At 71.9% G+C, this 14,622-nt stretch carries 13 protein-coding genes; 8 read left to right on the forward strand and 5 right to left on the reverse strand.

The genetic code is table 11. The features are described 5' to 3' along the window. Positions 1 to 197: 197 nt before the first annotated feature. Complete coding sequence (locus ABGB11_RS38120; RefSeq protein ID WP_347640371.1) at positions 198 to 3,659, forward strand: AAA family ATPase; 3,462 nt, start codon at positions 198 to 200, stop codon at positions 3,657 to 3,659. Between the two features lie 54 nt (positions 3,660 to 3,713). Here ABGB11_RS38120 and ABGB11_RS38125 read toward each other — a convergent pair whose 3' ends face one another. Together ABGB11_RS38125 and ABGB11_RS38130 are read right to left on the reverse strand one after the other, a co-directional pair. After that, positions 3,714 to 4,436, reverse strand: a complete 723-nt coding sequence (locus ABGB11_RS38125; protein ID WP_347640372.1) for a hypothetical protein — start codon at positions 4,434 to 4,436, stop codon at positions 3,714 to 3,716. Then, the gene (locus ABGB11_RS38130) at positions 4,433 to 4,771 is read right to left on the reverse strand and encodes a PadR family transcriptional regulator (RefSeq protein WP_347640373.1); all 339 of its coding nucleotides are present in this window, start codon (positions 4,769 to 4,771) and stop codon (positions 4,433 to 4,435) included. Before ABGB11_RS38130 ends, ABGB11_RS38125 begins: the two co-directional genes overlap by 4 nt. A gap of 358 nt (positions 4,772 to 5,129) precedes the next feature. Between ABGB11_RS38130 and ABGB11_RS38135 the strand changes: the two genes are divergently transcribed. Continuing rightward, positions 5,130 to 5,264 (forward strand): hypothetical protein, encoded by a 135-nt coding sequence (locus ABGB11_RS38135; RefSeq protein ID WP_347640374.1) that lies wholly within the window; start codon positions 5,130 to 5,132, stop codon positions 5,262 to 5,264. A gap of 76 nt (positions 5,265 to 5,340) precedes the next feature. Here the strand turns inward: ABGB11_RS38135 and ABGB11_RS38140 are convergent, their stop codons facing one another. Further along, a complete protein-coding gene (locus tag ABGB11_RS38140) occupies positions 5,341 to 5,976 on the reverse strand; it encodes a helix-turn-helix domain-containing protein (RefSeq protein ID WP_347640375.1) in 636 nt (211 codons plus the stop codon). Between the two features lie 158 nt (positions 5,977 to 6,134). Here ABGB11_RS38140 and ABGB11_RS38145 point away from each other — a divergent pair, with 158 nt between their 5' ends. Further along, positions 6,135 to 7,967 carry a protein kinase gene (locus ABGB11_RS38145; RefSeq protein ID WP_347640376.1) on the forward strand — a complete coding sequence of 611 codons (1,833 nt, stop codon included), beginning with the start codon at positions 6,135 to 6,137 and terminating at the stop codon, positions 7,965 to 7,967. Positions 7,968 to 8,090: 123 nt separating this feature from the next. On the opposite strand, the gene ABGB11_RS38150 is transcribed toward ABGB11_RS38145, so the two are convergent. Both ABGB11_RS38150 and ABGB11_RS38155 read right to left on the reverse strand, forming a co-directional pair. Then, positions 8,091 to 8,342 (reverse strand): DUF397 domain-containing protein, encoded by a 252-nt coding sequence (locus tag ABGB11_RS38150; RefSeq protein ID WP_024934952.1) that lies wholly within the window; start codon positions 8,340 to 8,342, stop codon positions 8,091 to 8,093. Continuing rightward, entirely contained in the window at positions 8,342 to 9,208 is an 867-nt protein-coding gene (locus tag ABGB11_RS38155) for a helix-turn-helix transcriptional regulator (protein ID WP_347640377.1), read from the reverse strand. Before ABGB11_RS38155 ends, ABGB11_RS38150 begins: the two co-directional genes overlap by 1 nt. Positions 9,209 to 9,434: 226 nt before the next feature. Here ABGB11_RS38155 and ABGB11_RS38160 point away from each other — a divergent pair, with 226 nt between their 5' ends. The 5 genes from ABGB11_RS38160 to ABGB11_RS38180 form a co-directional block, all read left to right on the forward strand. Next, on the forward strand, positions 9,435 to 10,052 hold the full coding sequence (locus tag ABGB11_RS38160; protein WP_347640378.1) for an ATP-binding protein: 618 nt from the start codon (positions 9,435 to 9,437) through the stop codon (positions 10,050 to 10,052). A 120-nt stretch (positions 10,053 to 10,172) separates the two neighbouring features. Continuing rightward, positions 10,173 to 10,526, forward strand: a complete 354-nt coding sequence (locus ABGB11_RS38165) for an STAS domain-containing protein (protein WP_347640379.1) — start codon at positions 10,173 to 10,175, stop codon at positions 10,524 to 10,526. A gap of 217 nt (positions 10,527 to 10,743) precedes the next feature. Continuing rightward, complete coding sequence (locus tag ABGB11_RS38170) at positions 10,744 to 12,000, forward strand: pitrilysin family protein (protein ID WP_347640380.1); 1,257 nt, start codon at positions 10,744 to 10,746, stop codon at positions 11,998 to 12,000. Beyond that, on the forward strand, positions 11,997 to 13,361 hold the full coding sequence (locus ABGB11_RS38175) for a pitrilysin family protein (RefSeq protein ID WP_347640381.1): 1,365 nt from the start codon (positions 11,997 to 11,999) through the stop codon (positions 13,359 to 13,361). The genes ABGB11_RS38170 and ABGB11_RS38175 overlap by 4 nt, the downstream gene beginning before the upstream one ends. A gap of 179 nt (positions 13,362 to 13,540) precedes the next feature. Then, a partial coding sequence (locus ABGB11_RS38180; protein ID WP_347640382.1) for a sporulation protein occupies positions 13,541 to 14,622 on the forward strand: 1,082 nt, incomplete at its 3' end.

Raw genomic sequence — 14,622 nt, forward strand, 5'->3', positions numbered from 1 at the left:
ATCGTGGTTTGTGAACAAAGTGATAGATCGTGCCTCCTGAGAAATTTGCGGTTCTTTCGGGGTGTCCGGGGTGTCCGGCGACCTGCGGGAACGCGTCGCCGTCCCGGCGTCCGGAACCGTCTCGGCGTCCGGGGCACCGGGCCACGCCGCGCTCGTTAGGCTGTTCCGCCGGGGTTGTGTGCTTTGAGAGGAACGCGGTGCGGCTGCCGGAACACCTGGAAATGCTCGTCTCGGACGAGCCCGTCCTCGACTTCTACGCGGCGGGGCCGTGGCGTGTTCCGGACGGGCTGTTCGACAAGATCCGCGACCGGATCGACGCCCTCGCCGCCGACCCGCGCAGCGTCCCGCTCACCACCGACCACCACGCGCTGATGGCGAACCCGGCCCCGCTGGTCGTCGCCGAGATGATGACCCTGTTCGGCTTCCTCCAGGGGGCCGCGACCGTCCTGTCCGGGTCGAGCACGAAGCTGTTCCACGAGGTGTTCGGACGCCTCCTGACCGAACCGCTCGACCCGCAGCAGAACGACGTCGACTGGAGCGCGGGCTCGGGTGCGTTCCGGCCGTTCGACTGGCTGGAGGAGTCCGGCGACCAGGACCTCTCCCTCGTCCTCGCCCGCGAGGCGCTCACCGTGTTCGAAGGCCTCGAACCGATCGAGGCCCGGCGGCAGGCGCTGGTCAAGCTCTTCGAGACCCCTCCCCCGGGCGAGTGGCTCTCGCAACCGCTGGAGCAGAGGCGCGACCTGTGGGCCGCGCAGGCGGACGATGAGATCATCGCGGCACTGCCCGAACTGGCCGGCCCCATCGGCTACCTGGAATGGGTGTGCTCGGGGCTCCTTCCCGTACACGAGCACCTGCGCAATGTCGCGCCGCACGAGGAAACCGTCGACGAACTGCTCGTCCACCTGCTGTTGCAGGCCGGGCTCAAGCAGGTGCCCGCCGAACTCTCGACCGTCCTGACCGAGGACCAGTACGGCGCACTGCTCGCGCACTTCGACGACGCCCGCGGCTCCTTCGACCCGGACCCCTGGTCCCTCGCCGAATGGGCCTGGCTCGCACGCGCCCTCGGCGCCGGCGCCATCGACGCCTGCCGCGGCTGGCTCGACATGGCGACGCGCTTCACCGGCGTCGTCCAGGGCCTCCCCGGCCCCGCCGGCGCCCCCGACCCCGTGTGGATCCCGATCGCGGGCTTCCAGAAGGACGTCCGGCGCCTGTTCGCCCCGCGCCGCCGGATGGTCAACCCGCTCGCCGCCAACCTCGGCAAGGCCGCCGCGTCCCGTCCCCGCGGCGCCCGCCGCCCCCTGGTCACGACCGGCCTGATCGGCCAGCCGGACGTCGTGGCCGCGCTGGAGGACATCGCCGACGGCCCCGGCCCCGTCCGGCTGATGATCGTCGGCCCGGACGGCACCGGCAAGCGGGACGCCGCCCAGGAGATCGCGCGGCTCGTCCAGCGGCACGGCCTCACCGAGGAGCCCCTGTGGCTGGCCGACGACTTCTTCGCGGCAAAGGAGGTCTCCGCCGCGACCATCCACCTCTACAACGACGCCCGCGACTGCGCCGGAACGCGGCTGATGGTCATCGACGGCCTGGACGACATGTCGCGCGACACGCAGAGCGGCGAGGCCATCGTCGAGCAACTGCACCGGGCCCTCGACGTCCACGACGACCTCCACGTCGTGGCGCTGTGCGAGCCCGGCGGGGACACGCGGATCCGCGAGGTGAACCCCGGGCTGGCCCTCCGGTTCCAGGTCGTCAGGACGCACCCGTTCTCGGCCGAGGGGTATTCGGAGCTGTTCAACCGGGCCATCCAGCAGCGCGGGGCCCGCGCCCACAAACGCGCCCTGACCGCCGCCGGGCAGCTGCTCGCCCGCACGCCGCCCGTACGGAACCTCCGCAACGCCCGCCTCGCCCAGCGGCTGGCCGACATCGTCGTCGAAGCCGTCCGCGAGCGGACGGAGCCGGGCCAGGAGCTCGTCGTCAAGCGCCCGGACATCCCCGCCTCGTTCGACACGCCCGCCGACGACCCGATGGCCGAGCTCGACGCCCTGGTGGGCCTCGGCACGGTGAAGCACGAGATCGAGCTCATCATCGCCGGCGCGAAGGCCGCGAAGCTGCGCAGCGACGCCGGGCTGCCCGTCCCCGCGGGGCCGGCCCGGCACATGGTCTTCACCGGCAACCCCGGCACCGGCAAGACCGTCGTCGCGCGCCTCTTCGCCCGCGTCCTCAAGGACCTCGGCGTCCTGTCCTCGGGCCACCTGGTCGAGACGTCCCGGTCCGGGCTCATCGGACGCTACATCGGCGAGACCGCCGTGAAGACCCGCCAGGTCGCCCAGCGCGCCGTCGGCGGCGTGCTGTTCATCGACGAGGCCTACGCCCTCACCCAGTCCGGCCTGGACGACGACTACGGCCCCGAGGCCATCGCCGAACTCCTGAAGGTCATGGAGGACAACCGGGACGACCTCGTCGTCATCGTCGCCGGCTACGACCGCGAGATGCAGCGCTTCCTCACCTCCGACCCCGGCCTGGCGTCCCGCTTCCCGACCATCGTCCGGTTCCCCGACTTCACCGACGCCCAGCTGATCGAGATCTTCACCGCCCAGGCGGCGGCCGCCGGGCTGGCACCGTCCGACGCCGCCGCCGGCAAGGTCGCCGAGCTGCTCCGCCGCGCCCCGCGCGGGCGCTCCTTCGGCAACGCCCGCGCGATGCGCAACCTCGTGGAGCGCGCCACCGCCCTCCAGGCCCGCCGCGTCACCGCCCTGCGCAAGCCCACCCCGGAGGACCTCGCCGCCCTCCTGCCCGCCGACATCCCCGACACCCTGACCGGCACCACCCGCGTGCGCCCCGTCACCGACCCGCTCGCCGAACTCGACGCGCTCATCGGCCTCACCGCCGTCAAGGAGGAGGTGCACCGCCTCGCCGCCGAGGCCCGCGCCGCCGACCTGCGCCGCGCCGCGGGCCACCCGGTCCCCGTCCCCACCCGGCACATGGTCTTCACCGGCAACCCCGGCACCGCCAAGACCACCGTCGCCCGACTGATCGCCTCGGTGTACGCGCAGCTCGGCCTGCTCTCGTCCGGCCACCTGGTCGAGGCCACCCGCGCCGACCTCGTCGGCCCCTACCTGGGCCAGACGGCCCCCCGCGTCCGGGCGGCCGTCGAGCAGGCCCTCGGCGGCATCCTCTTCATCGACGAGGCCTACTCCCTCACCGGCGACAGCTACAGCCAGGAGGCCGTCTCCACGCTCGTCCAGCTGATGGAGGAGTACCGCGGCGACCTGGTGGTGATCGTGGCGGGCTACGAGCGCGAGATGACGGCCTTCCTGTCCGCGAACTCGGGCCTGAAGTCCCGCCTTCCCAAGCACCTCACGTTCCCCGACTACACCGACGGGCAACTGGTGGCCATCTTCACCAGCATGGCCTCCCAGGAGGGCCTCACCCTGACCCCGGACGTCCTCACCCGCCTGCGCGAGATCCTCCGGGAGATTCCCCGCGACACGACCTTCGGCAACGGCCGCCTCATGCGGAACATGCTGGACACGGCCCTGGCGATCCAATCCACCCGCCTGACCGACACGTCGGACCCGAAGGCCCTGACCACCCTCCACCCCGCCGACCTGAGACCGCCCAAGGGCGCTCCCCGGCGGGACGTCGGCCTCTACCTCTAGCCCCGGGGCCGATCCGGCTCCAGCGCCGGGGCCGATCCGGCCGGACGGCTCGTGTCAGCGAGTTCTCTGGCTGCGGTCGTGCCTTGCACGGACGGCCAGGAGGGCGACGACGATGGCGGCGCCCAGGACGAAGCCGGTGACGAACGTGGTGCGGGAGTCGTCGGGAGCGAAGGCGATCCAGGCGGCGCAGACGGCGACGATGAACGCGGCGTAGCAGCCGAGGAAGGCATAGAACCGCCTGCTCCAGAACATCCGTCCCGTGGGCGTGCGCGGCACGCTGTGCAGTTCCGCCTCAGGGCCGAGCGTGGCGGCTCTGGGGCGTTTGAAGTACTCGAAGCAGACCCAGGTACCGCAGTGTTCCCAGCCGTCCGGTGCGAGGCGGTCGATGGCGGCCTGCCCGCGCCCCGGCAGGACGGTCTCGCGGTGGTACTCCCAGCGCTGCGGGTTCTCCGGGTCGCGACGGCTGACGAAGCGGCCGGCCTTGTCGACGCGCTCGACCTCCCAGCCTTCGTCCCCGTAGCGGTCGAGCACGTCGCGTTCGTGGAAGGCGTCGGCCCGCCAGGTCCACGTCTCGGCCGTGTCCGGGGGGACGGGACCGTCCTCGGCCGCGGCCACCCGGGAGGCGAACTCTCCGGGCGTGCCGAACTCCTGCACCGGGTCGGAGCCGGACTCGGCCACATATGCGCTGAGGTCGTCGATGGTGCGGGACACCTCGTCACCGGGCAGGCCGCGCTCACGCAGCCGCTCAGCCAGTTCGTCGAAGTAGGGGTTCGTCATCGGTCGGCTCCATTGGTGAGCATCTTCCGCACGGACTCGTCGAACTCGATCCACAACCTGCTCTGCTCGGCGAGCGTCGCGCGGCCCTTGTCGGTGAGGTGGTAGTAGCGGCGGCCAGGGCCACGGTCGGCGACGCGGAACTCCGCGGAGACCAGCCCCGCCTCTTCCAGGCGGTTGAGAACCGGATAGAGCGTCCCGCCCTTGATCTGCCCGAGGCCCGCATCGGCGAGCGTTCTGGCGATCTCGTACCCGTAGCTCTCGCCACCGGTGAGGCTCGCGAGGACCAGCAGGTCGAGGACGCCCTTCAGCCAGCTGGCGCGCCGGTCGGCGGCCACGGCGTCACGCTCCGGCCCGTACGGGCGGGTGCGCCGCGGACCGGCTCCCGCCGCGATCGGGAGAACTCCTCATGCATCTCATGCAGCGTCGCCTTCCATTGAGTTTGCCTGACGACTTAGACCGTAGAGCAAGCTAGGTAGGAATACAACCTATGTAGGTGACAAGACCGCCGCGGAGGGGGCGACCGGATCCGGTCGCCCCCTAAACGGAACGATCACTCGGAATAGCGCCAAGGATCTTGCGGTTGCAACTACCGTGCGAGATCCGGCGACCCGGGTAGCACCCCTGTCCACCGCCCATGGAGGTGAATCCGTGCCGAGCAGCATTCCTCGCCGTTCCACCAACGGACGCAAACACGTGAAGACGACGTCACTGCGAGCACTCGCGGTCGCGGCGCAGCTGGAACGCAACCACGCCCAGGAGGGTCCACCGGGCAAGGCCGACGGCCGGGCGGAGTCCCGCCGAGAGCGGCGGACCCCCGACCCGGCCTGACCACTGTTCGCCCCGGCCGCGTGAGGCCCGGGCACGCGAGACCCCCCGTGCGGGGGTTTTCGTGTGTCTGGGCCTCTTACGGGACGACCACGTTGAAGAACGCGTGGACGGTGGCGCGCGCGCGTTCCGCCCCCACGCCTTCGACCATCGCGGTGAGGTGTTCCGCGCCGAGGACTGCCAAGAGCGCGTGCGCCATGGCCTCGCCGTCCGAGACGGCGTCACGACACTCGTCCAGCAGGATCGTCAGGTGACGGTGCCAGAAGCCGTAGGCGCCGATGCGGTACCGCGCCCCCGGCGACGCGGTCTCCGACATACGCACCAGCGACAGGTGGTCCAGCACGTAGTCCAGGTAGGCATCGGCGAAAGCCTGCAGACGCTCGGCCGGCGAGACGGTCGTCGTCCCGTCGCCTGGACCGAGCGGAGGCGGACCGGAAAGGATCGCGTCCTGCAACTCGCGTTCGCGCTCGTTCAGGAGGGCCACGGCCAGGCCGGCCTTGTCGCCGAACCGCCGGAAGAGGGTCCCCTTGCCCACCCCGGCCTCGGCCGCCACCGCGTCCATCGTGACCGACTCGACCCCGTGCCGGGCGAACAGCGCCGCCGCGGCGTCCAGCACCTTGACCCGGTTGCGGGCGGCGTCGGCGCGCTCCTTGGGCGGCGGCGTGCGCATCAGCTCCAGGTCGACACGCCTCCCGGCGGCCGGACGGCGGTCCATCGGCACCTCCCCCGTTTCCACTAAGCGGACTATAGTCCCAATAAGTCCCCGCAGCCAAGACGCTAGATCATCTGCTTGGCGGAGCGCATAACCTCATCTGGCCATAGTCTTGCTGAACAGTTTTGCTGACGAGCCGGGAGCGACGGGGAGCGAGTGGTGTGACGGACAGGACGATGCCGGACGCCCTTCCACTGCGGTCGGGAGATCCGACCCGACTGGGGGGCTACGAGATCCTGGGCCGCCTGGGTGAGGGCGGGCAGGGCGCGGTCTTCCTAGGCCGTCCCGCCGGGGAGGGCGGCGCCGCGCGGTCCACGGACCACGTCGCCATCAAGCTCATGCACGGCGGCATGGCGGGGGACGAGTCCGCCCGCGCGCGCTTCGTCCGGGAGCTCGAAGTCGCCAAGCGCGTCGCGCGCTTCTGCACCGCGCAGGTCCTCGACGCGGACGTGGCGGGCGACCAGCCGTACATAGTCAGCGAGTACGTCCCCGGGCTGTCCCTGCACCATGTCGTGCGAACCGAGGGCCCGCGTAAAGGCGGCGCCCTGGAGCGGCTCGCCATCAGCACCCTGACGGCTCTGACCGCCATCCACCAGGCCGGCATCGTGCACCGCGACTTCAAGCCGCACAACGTCATGATGGGCCCGGACGGGCCGCGCGTCATCGACTTCGGGGTGGCGCGCGCGCTGGGCGCGGCCGGTGAGACGCAGAACGTCGGCACCCCCGCCTACATGGCCCCCGAGCACTTCACGGGAGGCGAGGTCGGTCCCGCGGCCGACATGTTCGCCTGGGGGACGACGATGTCGTTCGCCGCCACCGGACGTCCCGCGTTCGGCAACGACGAGATGGCCTCGGTCATGCACCGGATCCTGACGGGCGAGCCCGATCTGGGCGACCTGCCGAGTCCGATGCGCGACCTGGTCCTGGCGTGCCTGGCCAAGGAGCCGGCGCAGCGCCCGACGGCCCGGGAGGCGCAGGAGCGCCTTGTGGGGGCGGCCAGCGGGACGTCCGCGGGCGCGGCGCCCGTCTCCCCGCTGCCCGCCTTCCCCGGCGCCTCCGACCTGCCTGCGCCCCCGTACGCGGCTTCGCCGCGCGGCTCGACCGACCCGCACGCGGCCCCGTCCGCCATGGCGGGTGCCGTCCTGCCTCCGGAGAGCTCCACGGACCCGTCCGGTGTCAGGCACCGGACGATGCCGCAGCCCGCGCCCTTCGGCGACGCGCCGCCCCCGCCGGCCGGTCACGCCCACGCGCACGGCGCACCTGGGATGCCGCCGGTGCCCCCTCCGGGGCCTCCCCACGGCCAGGGGGCAGGCGGCAGGAAGGGCGGACGCCTCGCCGTGCCGATCGCGGCGGCCGTTGCGGTGGCGGTGGTCATCGCGGGCGGTGCCGCCTGGGCCGCGACACGGTCCGGCGACGGCGAGGGCGGCGGGCAGTCCGTCGCGGCGTCCGACCAGAACCAGGGGACGGAAGGCGGCTCCGGGACCGCGAACGGCGCCGGAACCGACGCCCAGAGCCCGGGGAAGCCGAAACCGGGGCAGCCGGGGAACGGGCAGAGCGGACGCCCTTCGAACCCCAACGGCTCCAAGAAGCCGGGCTCACCGCAGCAGCCCGGAGGGTCGACGCCGCCGAAGGGCGGTGGCGGCGGTGGCGGGACCCCGCCCAAGGAACCGCCCAACAAGTACACGCCCCAGGCCGTGTGCAACAGCGGAGGCCACGGAGGCGGGTACTACGTCCAGCGCTCCATGACCGTCTCCGGAGGCGTCGCCTACCTGCTCTACAACTCGTCCACGTACAACTGCGCGGTCACCATCAAGACCAAGAACGTCGGCAAGAAGTCGCCGGTGTCGACCTTCATCCAGAAAAAGGGCGGCAGCAAGATTCCCGACGGCGGGTCGTTCGCCTGGTACGCGGGGCCGGTGTTCGTGAAGGCGCCTGGTACGTGCGTCCGCTTCGGCGGCAACGGCCGTACCTCGTCCTACGGCAACTGCGGCTGACCCGGCTCGGAAGGCGCCCAGGGCCGAAGGAAAAGGCCACCCTCGCGCCAGGGGTGGCCTGTGTCTCGTTGGGGCGGCGGGGTCGACGTTCGGCGTAGCCGGTGCCGACCCGCCGCTCGGGGTTCAGTTACGGGAAGCGATGAGATGGTCGAAGTCGCCGTCCTTGGCTCCAAGGATGAGCGCTTCTATCTCGGGGCGGGTGTAGATGAGGGCGGGACCCTCGGGATGACGGGAGTTGCGCATCGCCACCTGCCCTCCGGGCAGTTCGGCGATTTCCACACAGTTCCCCTGTGAGTTGCTTCGCCGGGACTTGAGCCACCGTGCCCCGAGGAGCTCGGCGGCCGACATCCCGTTGTCGTAATCGGTCTGGAGCATCATGTCTCTCTGAGAAGATCACCGAGAAGCTCGACCGTGCGTTCCGGGGTCGCACTGTCGACGCACAGGCGTTCCATCGCCTGCAGATAGGTGTCGACGTCGTCGCGCTTGTCCAGATACATCGCGCCGGTGAGGTTCTCGACGTAAACCACGTCCGGCAGGTCCTGCTCGGGAAAACGCAGGATCGTGAAGGCGCCACCCTCGGCGGCGTGCCCGCCGAACCGGAACGGCATGATCTGGATGGTGACGTTGGGCAGCTTGGACATCTCGATGAGGTGCTCGAACTGGCCCCGCATCACCTCCGGACCTCCGATGGGACGCTTGAGCGCCCCCTCGTCCACCACGGCCCACAGACGCGGAGCGTCCGGGCCGGTGAGGCGTTCCTGACGTTGCAGGCGCAGTTCCACGCGCTGTTCGATCTCTTGTTCGGCGGCTCCGGCGTTGCCCAGGCGGATCACCGCACGCGCATACCCCTCCGACTGCAGCAGGCCCGGGACGAACTGCAGTTCATATGTGCGGATCAGCGCCGCCGACTCCTCCAGGCCGACATAGGTCTGGAACCAGCCGGGCAGCACGTCGTTGTACCGGTGCCACCAACCGGGGGTGTTGGCCTCCCTGGCGAGCTGTAGCAGCGCCTCGCGTTCTGTCTTGTCGCCGACGCCGTACAGCGTGAGCAGGTCGTCCACGTCGCGTTCTTTGAAGCTGACCCGGCCGAGCTCGAGGCGGCTGATCTTCGACTCCGACGCGCGGATGACGTAGCCGGCGTCCTGACGGGTCACGCCCTTCTGCTCGCGCAGACGGCGAAGCTGTGACCCGAGCAGGATCCGACGAACCGTCGACCCGCTTCCCGGCGTCTCTGGAGTCACGCCCAACCTCCCGGCTATTCGGCGGACAGCGAACCTAGTGTGCCACTGGCCTCAGTGTCCTGCGGTTACCTCCAATCACTCGCATGCGATCCGCGTCACCCCACACCCTCACCACGCGGATGCACGTGCATTGGGCCTTGCATTCGCACGCTACGATGCGCAGGATAACGCACGAGACTTCCGAGCCACGGCTGCACAACGAGATCACTCTGCGGGGTCCGGTGGAATGACGTCACGCCATGCGCACGACGACACGCGGTGGGAGCTTGCCCCTGTCGCGGGGCCGGCCGACCCGCAGGACCACGCTGGGCGCTCGACGCCGGTCCCGGAGTCCCGCGACCTGCCCCCGCGCCTCGACACGGCCGTCACCGCGCTGACGGAGCTCAGAGGGACCACGGTCTCCTTCACCGTCGAGCCGGACCCGGAATCGGTCACCGACGCCCGGCACTTCGCGGTCTCCAGGCTCATCGAGTGGAACCTCTCCGAGCTCACCGACGACGTCGGCCTCGTCGTCTCCGAACTCGTCACGAACGCGCTGCGGCACAGCGGAAGGGTGACCGGCGGGCGGCCGGGCGACGACGTGCACCGCGAGGGCGTGTACGGCGACCCGGCCGACCCGCTGGGGTCCGCTCCCTCCGCCATAAGGCTGCGCCTGGGGTACGAGGGCCCGTGGCTGCTCTGCGGGATCATGGACGCGAGCCGCAGGGCGCCGCGCCGCAAGGAACCCGACTACATCGCCGAGACCGGACGCGGCCTGCATCTGGTCGAGTCGTTCAGCGTCCGCTGGGGGTGGCGCGGCCTCGCCCGCGGCAAGGTTGTCTGGGCGCTGTTCCGGGCTCCCTGACGCGTGTCACACGCTTGACGGGCGTAACAACGTCCGACAGGGGTAACTAATGAGTTCCCCTCCGGGTGCCCTAGAACTCCCCTAGGGACCTCGCGAGACGACCGGCAGAGAGGAGCACCGGTGGACTTCGCCGTCGAGCATCGCGTCGAGAAGGGCCTCACGGTCGTGAAGATCAGCGGTGAGATCGACGTCTTCACCAGCCCACGCCTGCGGGAGGCCCTGCTCGACATCATCGACAACGGCGGCTCGCACCTGGTCATCGACCTCAGCGAGGTCACCTTCCTGGACTCCACGGGCCTCGGCGTGCTCGTCGGCATCTACCACCGGCTCCGCGCGCGCGACGGCTCCATGGCGTTCATGGGCGTCAACGACCGGGTGCGGCGCGTCTTCCACGTCACCCAGCTCACCAAGATCTTCGTCCTCCACCGGTCGCTGGAGGACGCCATCGCGGCGCACGAGTCCGCCGCCTCCTGACCTGCTCCCGTCCCCACCCGCTCCCCTTTCTCGTCCGGCTTCGTCCGAGCTTGTCCGTTTCCTCGGCGCAAGTTGTCCACAGTTCGCGCGGGCGCTCCTCCCGTGCGGCGCACCCGGTACGGTGAGACCGAGATCAAGCCCGCCGCACCGGGCACGTCCCGCGGACGCGTGCGGTGCTGTCCGCCGGCCGACCCATCGAAACGGACGGGAGCGCTCCGTGGCAGAACAGCCGCTGCATGAGCACACGCTCGGCAATGGCCTGCGCGTGGTGGTCTGCGAGGACCACGTCGTACCACTGGCCGCCGTGAACATCTGGTACGGGGTGGGTTCGCGGCACGAGCGTGCCGGCCGCACCGGCCTCGCCCACCTCTTCGAGCACCTGATGTTCCAGGGCTCCGCCAACGTCGCCGAAGGCGAGCACGCGGCACTCCTGGAGAGCGCCGGCGCCGCGTTCAACGCCAGCACGTCGTTCGAGCGCACGAACTACTACGAGACGGTGCCCGTCAGCCACCTGGAGCTCGCCCTCTGGCTGGAGGCGGACCGCATGGGCACGCTGCCCAGCGCGCTCACCCAGGCCAACCTCGACAACCAGCGCGACGTGGTGAAGAACGAACGCCGCCAGCGCTACGACAACCAGCCCTACGGGACGGCCTTCGAACGTCTGTGCGCGCTGACGTTCCCCGACGGCCACCCCTACGCGCACACCCCGATCGGCTCCATGGACGACCTGGACGCCACCACCCTCGAAGACTGCGCGGACTTCTTCGCCACCTGGTACGCGCCGGGCAACGCCGTCCTGTCCGTCGTCGGCGACGTCGACCCGGAGAAGACGGTGGCCGCGGTGGAGCGCTACTTCGGCGGCCTCCCGGCCGGGCCGGAGAAGCCCTCCGCCCGCCCCGGCGACCTCGGGCCGCTGTCCGGCGTCCGCGACGAGGCGGTCGACGAGGAGGTCCCGTCCCCCGCCTACTTCGCGATGTTCACGCTGCCCACCGACGGCGGCGACGACGTCGAGGCCGCCGAGCTCGCGGTCGAGATCCTCGGCGGCGGCTCCGGCTCCCGCCTCTACGACCGGATGGTGCGGCGCGACCAGATCGCCACCGAGGTGTGGGCCGGGGTGACGCGGCTCGCGTCCGGTCCGTCCCTGGCGATCGTGGACGCCATCGGGCCGGAACCGGACAAGATCGCCGCGGTGCTGGACGAGGAGCTGGAGCGGTTCGCCGCCGACGGCCCGGACGCGGACGAGACCGCCCGCGCCACCGCCCAGGCCGAACGCGGCTTCCTGGAGCAGACCGAGACGGTGACCGGCCTGGCCAACGCGCTGTCGCAGAACGCGACCCAGTTCGGCGACCCGGCCCGGGTCTTCACCGCCCCCGGCCGCGCCGCCGCCGTCACCGCGGACGCGATCAAGGAGATGGCGGGCCGCTGGCTCCCGTCCGGCGCCCGCGCCGCCCTGACCTACGGAGGCACCTCGTGAGCAGCGGTCTCGTCCTGCAGCCCCGCCCCGTCCCGGGGCCCGTCCCGGCCTGGTCCTTCCCCGCCGGGACCCCGGGCCGCGTCCCGGCCGGGCCGGCGACGCTGCGCTGCGACCTGCCCGGCCGGCGGCTCGCCGCGGTCCGGCTCGTCCTGCACGCGGGCGCCGGCCGCGAGCCCTCCGGCCTGGACGGCATCGCGACGCTGACCGCCCGCGCCCTGCTGGAGGGCACCGAGCCGGGCGGCGGCACCGCGCTGACCGCCGCGTTCGAGCGGCTCGGCGCCAGCCTCTACGCCCACGCCGACCTGACCGCGCTGCGGGTCGCGCTCGACGTGCCGACGTCGCGGCTCGACGCCGCCCTGGAGCTGTTCTCCTCGGTGGTGCGGCGCCCGGCGCTCGACGACGCCGACGTGCGCCGCCTCGTCCGCGAACGGCTGGAGGAGATCGCGCAGGAGGACGCCGATCCCGGCTCGCGCGCGATGCGCGAGATCCGCGCGGTCCTCTTCCCCGCCGAGGCGAGGGCGTCCCGTCCGACCGGCGGCACCCGCGACTCGGTCGGCGCGCTCCAGGGAGCGGACGTCCGCGGCTTCTACGGCTCTGTGGTGCCCGCGGAGGCCACCGCGGTCGTCGCGGGTGATCTGTCCGGGGTGGACGCCGACGGGGCCCTCAGCGCCGCTCTGGAGAGCTGGGCGGGGTCGGGCGAGCCGCTTCCGACCGCCGACCGGATCCTGCCGGAGTCGGCCGCCCGCATCGTCGTCGTCGACCGCCCCGGTTCCGTGCAGACCTACCTCGGCTTCGCGCACGGCGTCCCCGACCGCTCGCACCACGACTGGCCGTCCCTGATGGTCGCCTCGCACGTGCTCGGCGGCGGGCTCACGTCCCGGCTCAACGCCGTGCTGCGCGAGGAGAAGGGCTACACCTACGGCATGCGGGCGGGGCTGCTGCGCATGCGGCACTGCGGGCTGTTCATCGCCCAGGGCGCCGTCCACACCGAGGTCACCGCCGACGCCGTCGCGGACGCGCTGACCGAGCTGCGCGGCGTCGTGTCCCGCGGCATCGACGCCGAGGAGCACGGATCGTCCGTCCGCGCACTGGCCGACCGGGCGCCCGCCGAGTACGAGACGGCACGCGCCGTCGCCGCCGAGCTGGCCGACGCGTCCGCCAACGGGCTCGGCGCCGACTACCCGTCCGCGTACCTGGCCGCCGTCCGCGCCTCCACCCCGGACGGCGTCGCCCGCGCCTACCGCGAGCACGTCGACCCCGGGGCCCTGACCGTCGTCGCCGTCGGAGACGCCGCGCAGATCCGCGAACCGCTGGAGAAGCTCGGCTACGCGCCCGTGACCGTCACCGCCAAGGAGGAGTGACCGCGCGACCCGCGGCGTGTCGGCGCGGACAGATTGTGCGCGGTGTTCTCCTTCATGGCGTGAACCAATGGCATGGTGGAGTAGGTCTAACTTGCGCGGCCTGAAGCGCACGGCCTAACTTGCGCCGGGCGAACGTGCGCGGGGACTGCGTCCCCGCGGTCGGGAGAGGGGTACGGCCGGTGTCCTACGGGCAGATGGCGGGCGGCGGGCCGTCCGTCGACACGATCCTGTCGGAGCCGAACTGCAAGCCCGGCGGCGTCGTGGCGGGCAAGGTGCATCTGCGCGGCGGCTCCGGGCCCGTGGACGTCCGGCACGTGACCCTGGCCCTGATGCCGCGCATGCAGAACGGCTACGGCGGCGAGTCGGCCGGCCCGGAGGTGTACCGGGGCGCGCTCACCCGCGGCTTCCGGCTGGACGCCGGCGGCCGGCGCGACCTGTCGTTCTCGATCCCGCTGCCGTACGAGCTGCCGTTCACCACCGTCCTCGGCCACGAGCTCCCAGGCTTCACCATCGGCATGTGCACCGAGGTCGACGTCGCCGGCCAGCCCGACCCGGGCGACGTCGACCCGATCTCCGTCGAGCCGCTGGAATCCCAGCAGTGGGTGCTCGCCTCGATCGCCCGGCTCGGCTTCCAGATCACCAACGTGACGTTCGAGTCGTCCAAGCTCCGGGGCGTCTCCCAGCAGCTGCCGTTCCACCAGGAGATCCACCTCAACCCGCCGACGTCCTACGAGGACCGGATCGACAAGGTCGGGCTGGCCTTCATCGCCAGCCCGCGCGGCATGGCCTTCGTCCTGCGCGCCGAAGACCGCGACACCCCGCAGGACCAGTCGTTCGGCGTCTTCAAGGTCCCGCACGCCGAGGCCGCCGAGACGGACTGGAGCTCCAAGATCGGCCAGTGGCTGGAAGCCGCCGTGGCCCTACCGCGGTCGTCCCGCCCGGGCTCCTCGTCCGGCGCCCCTACGCCCCCACCCGGTCAGGCCCCCCTGCCACCACCAGGCTCCCCGTCCCCGTTCCCACCCCCGCCACCCGCGCCCCCACGTCCCGCCGCGGCGTCCTACGGCGGCCCAGGCGAGTACGGCAACGCCCAGTACCCACCCCCCGCCCCCGCGCCAGGCCGGCAGCAGCCCACCCCCATGGCCGCCTCCGCCCCCACACCACCCCCGGGCCACGGTGGCGCCCCCGGCGGCTTCCCACCACCCCCACCGGCGCACTCTCCGATGCCCGCCCACAGCGGGCCCCCCCCGCCCCCCCCCCCCCC

Source organism: Actinomadura sp. B10D3, from assembly GCF_039871695.1.
GTDB lineage: Bacteria > Actinomycetota > Actinomycetes > Streptosporangiales > Streptosporangiaceae > Spirillospora > Spirillospora madurae.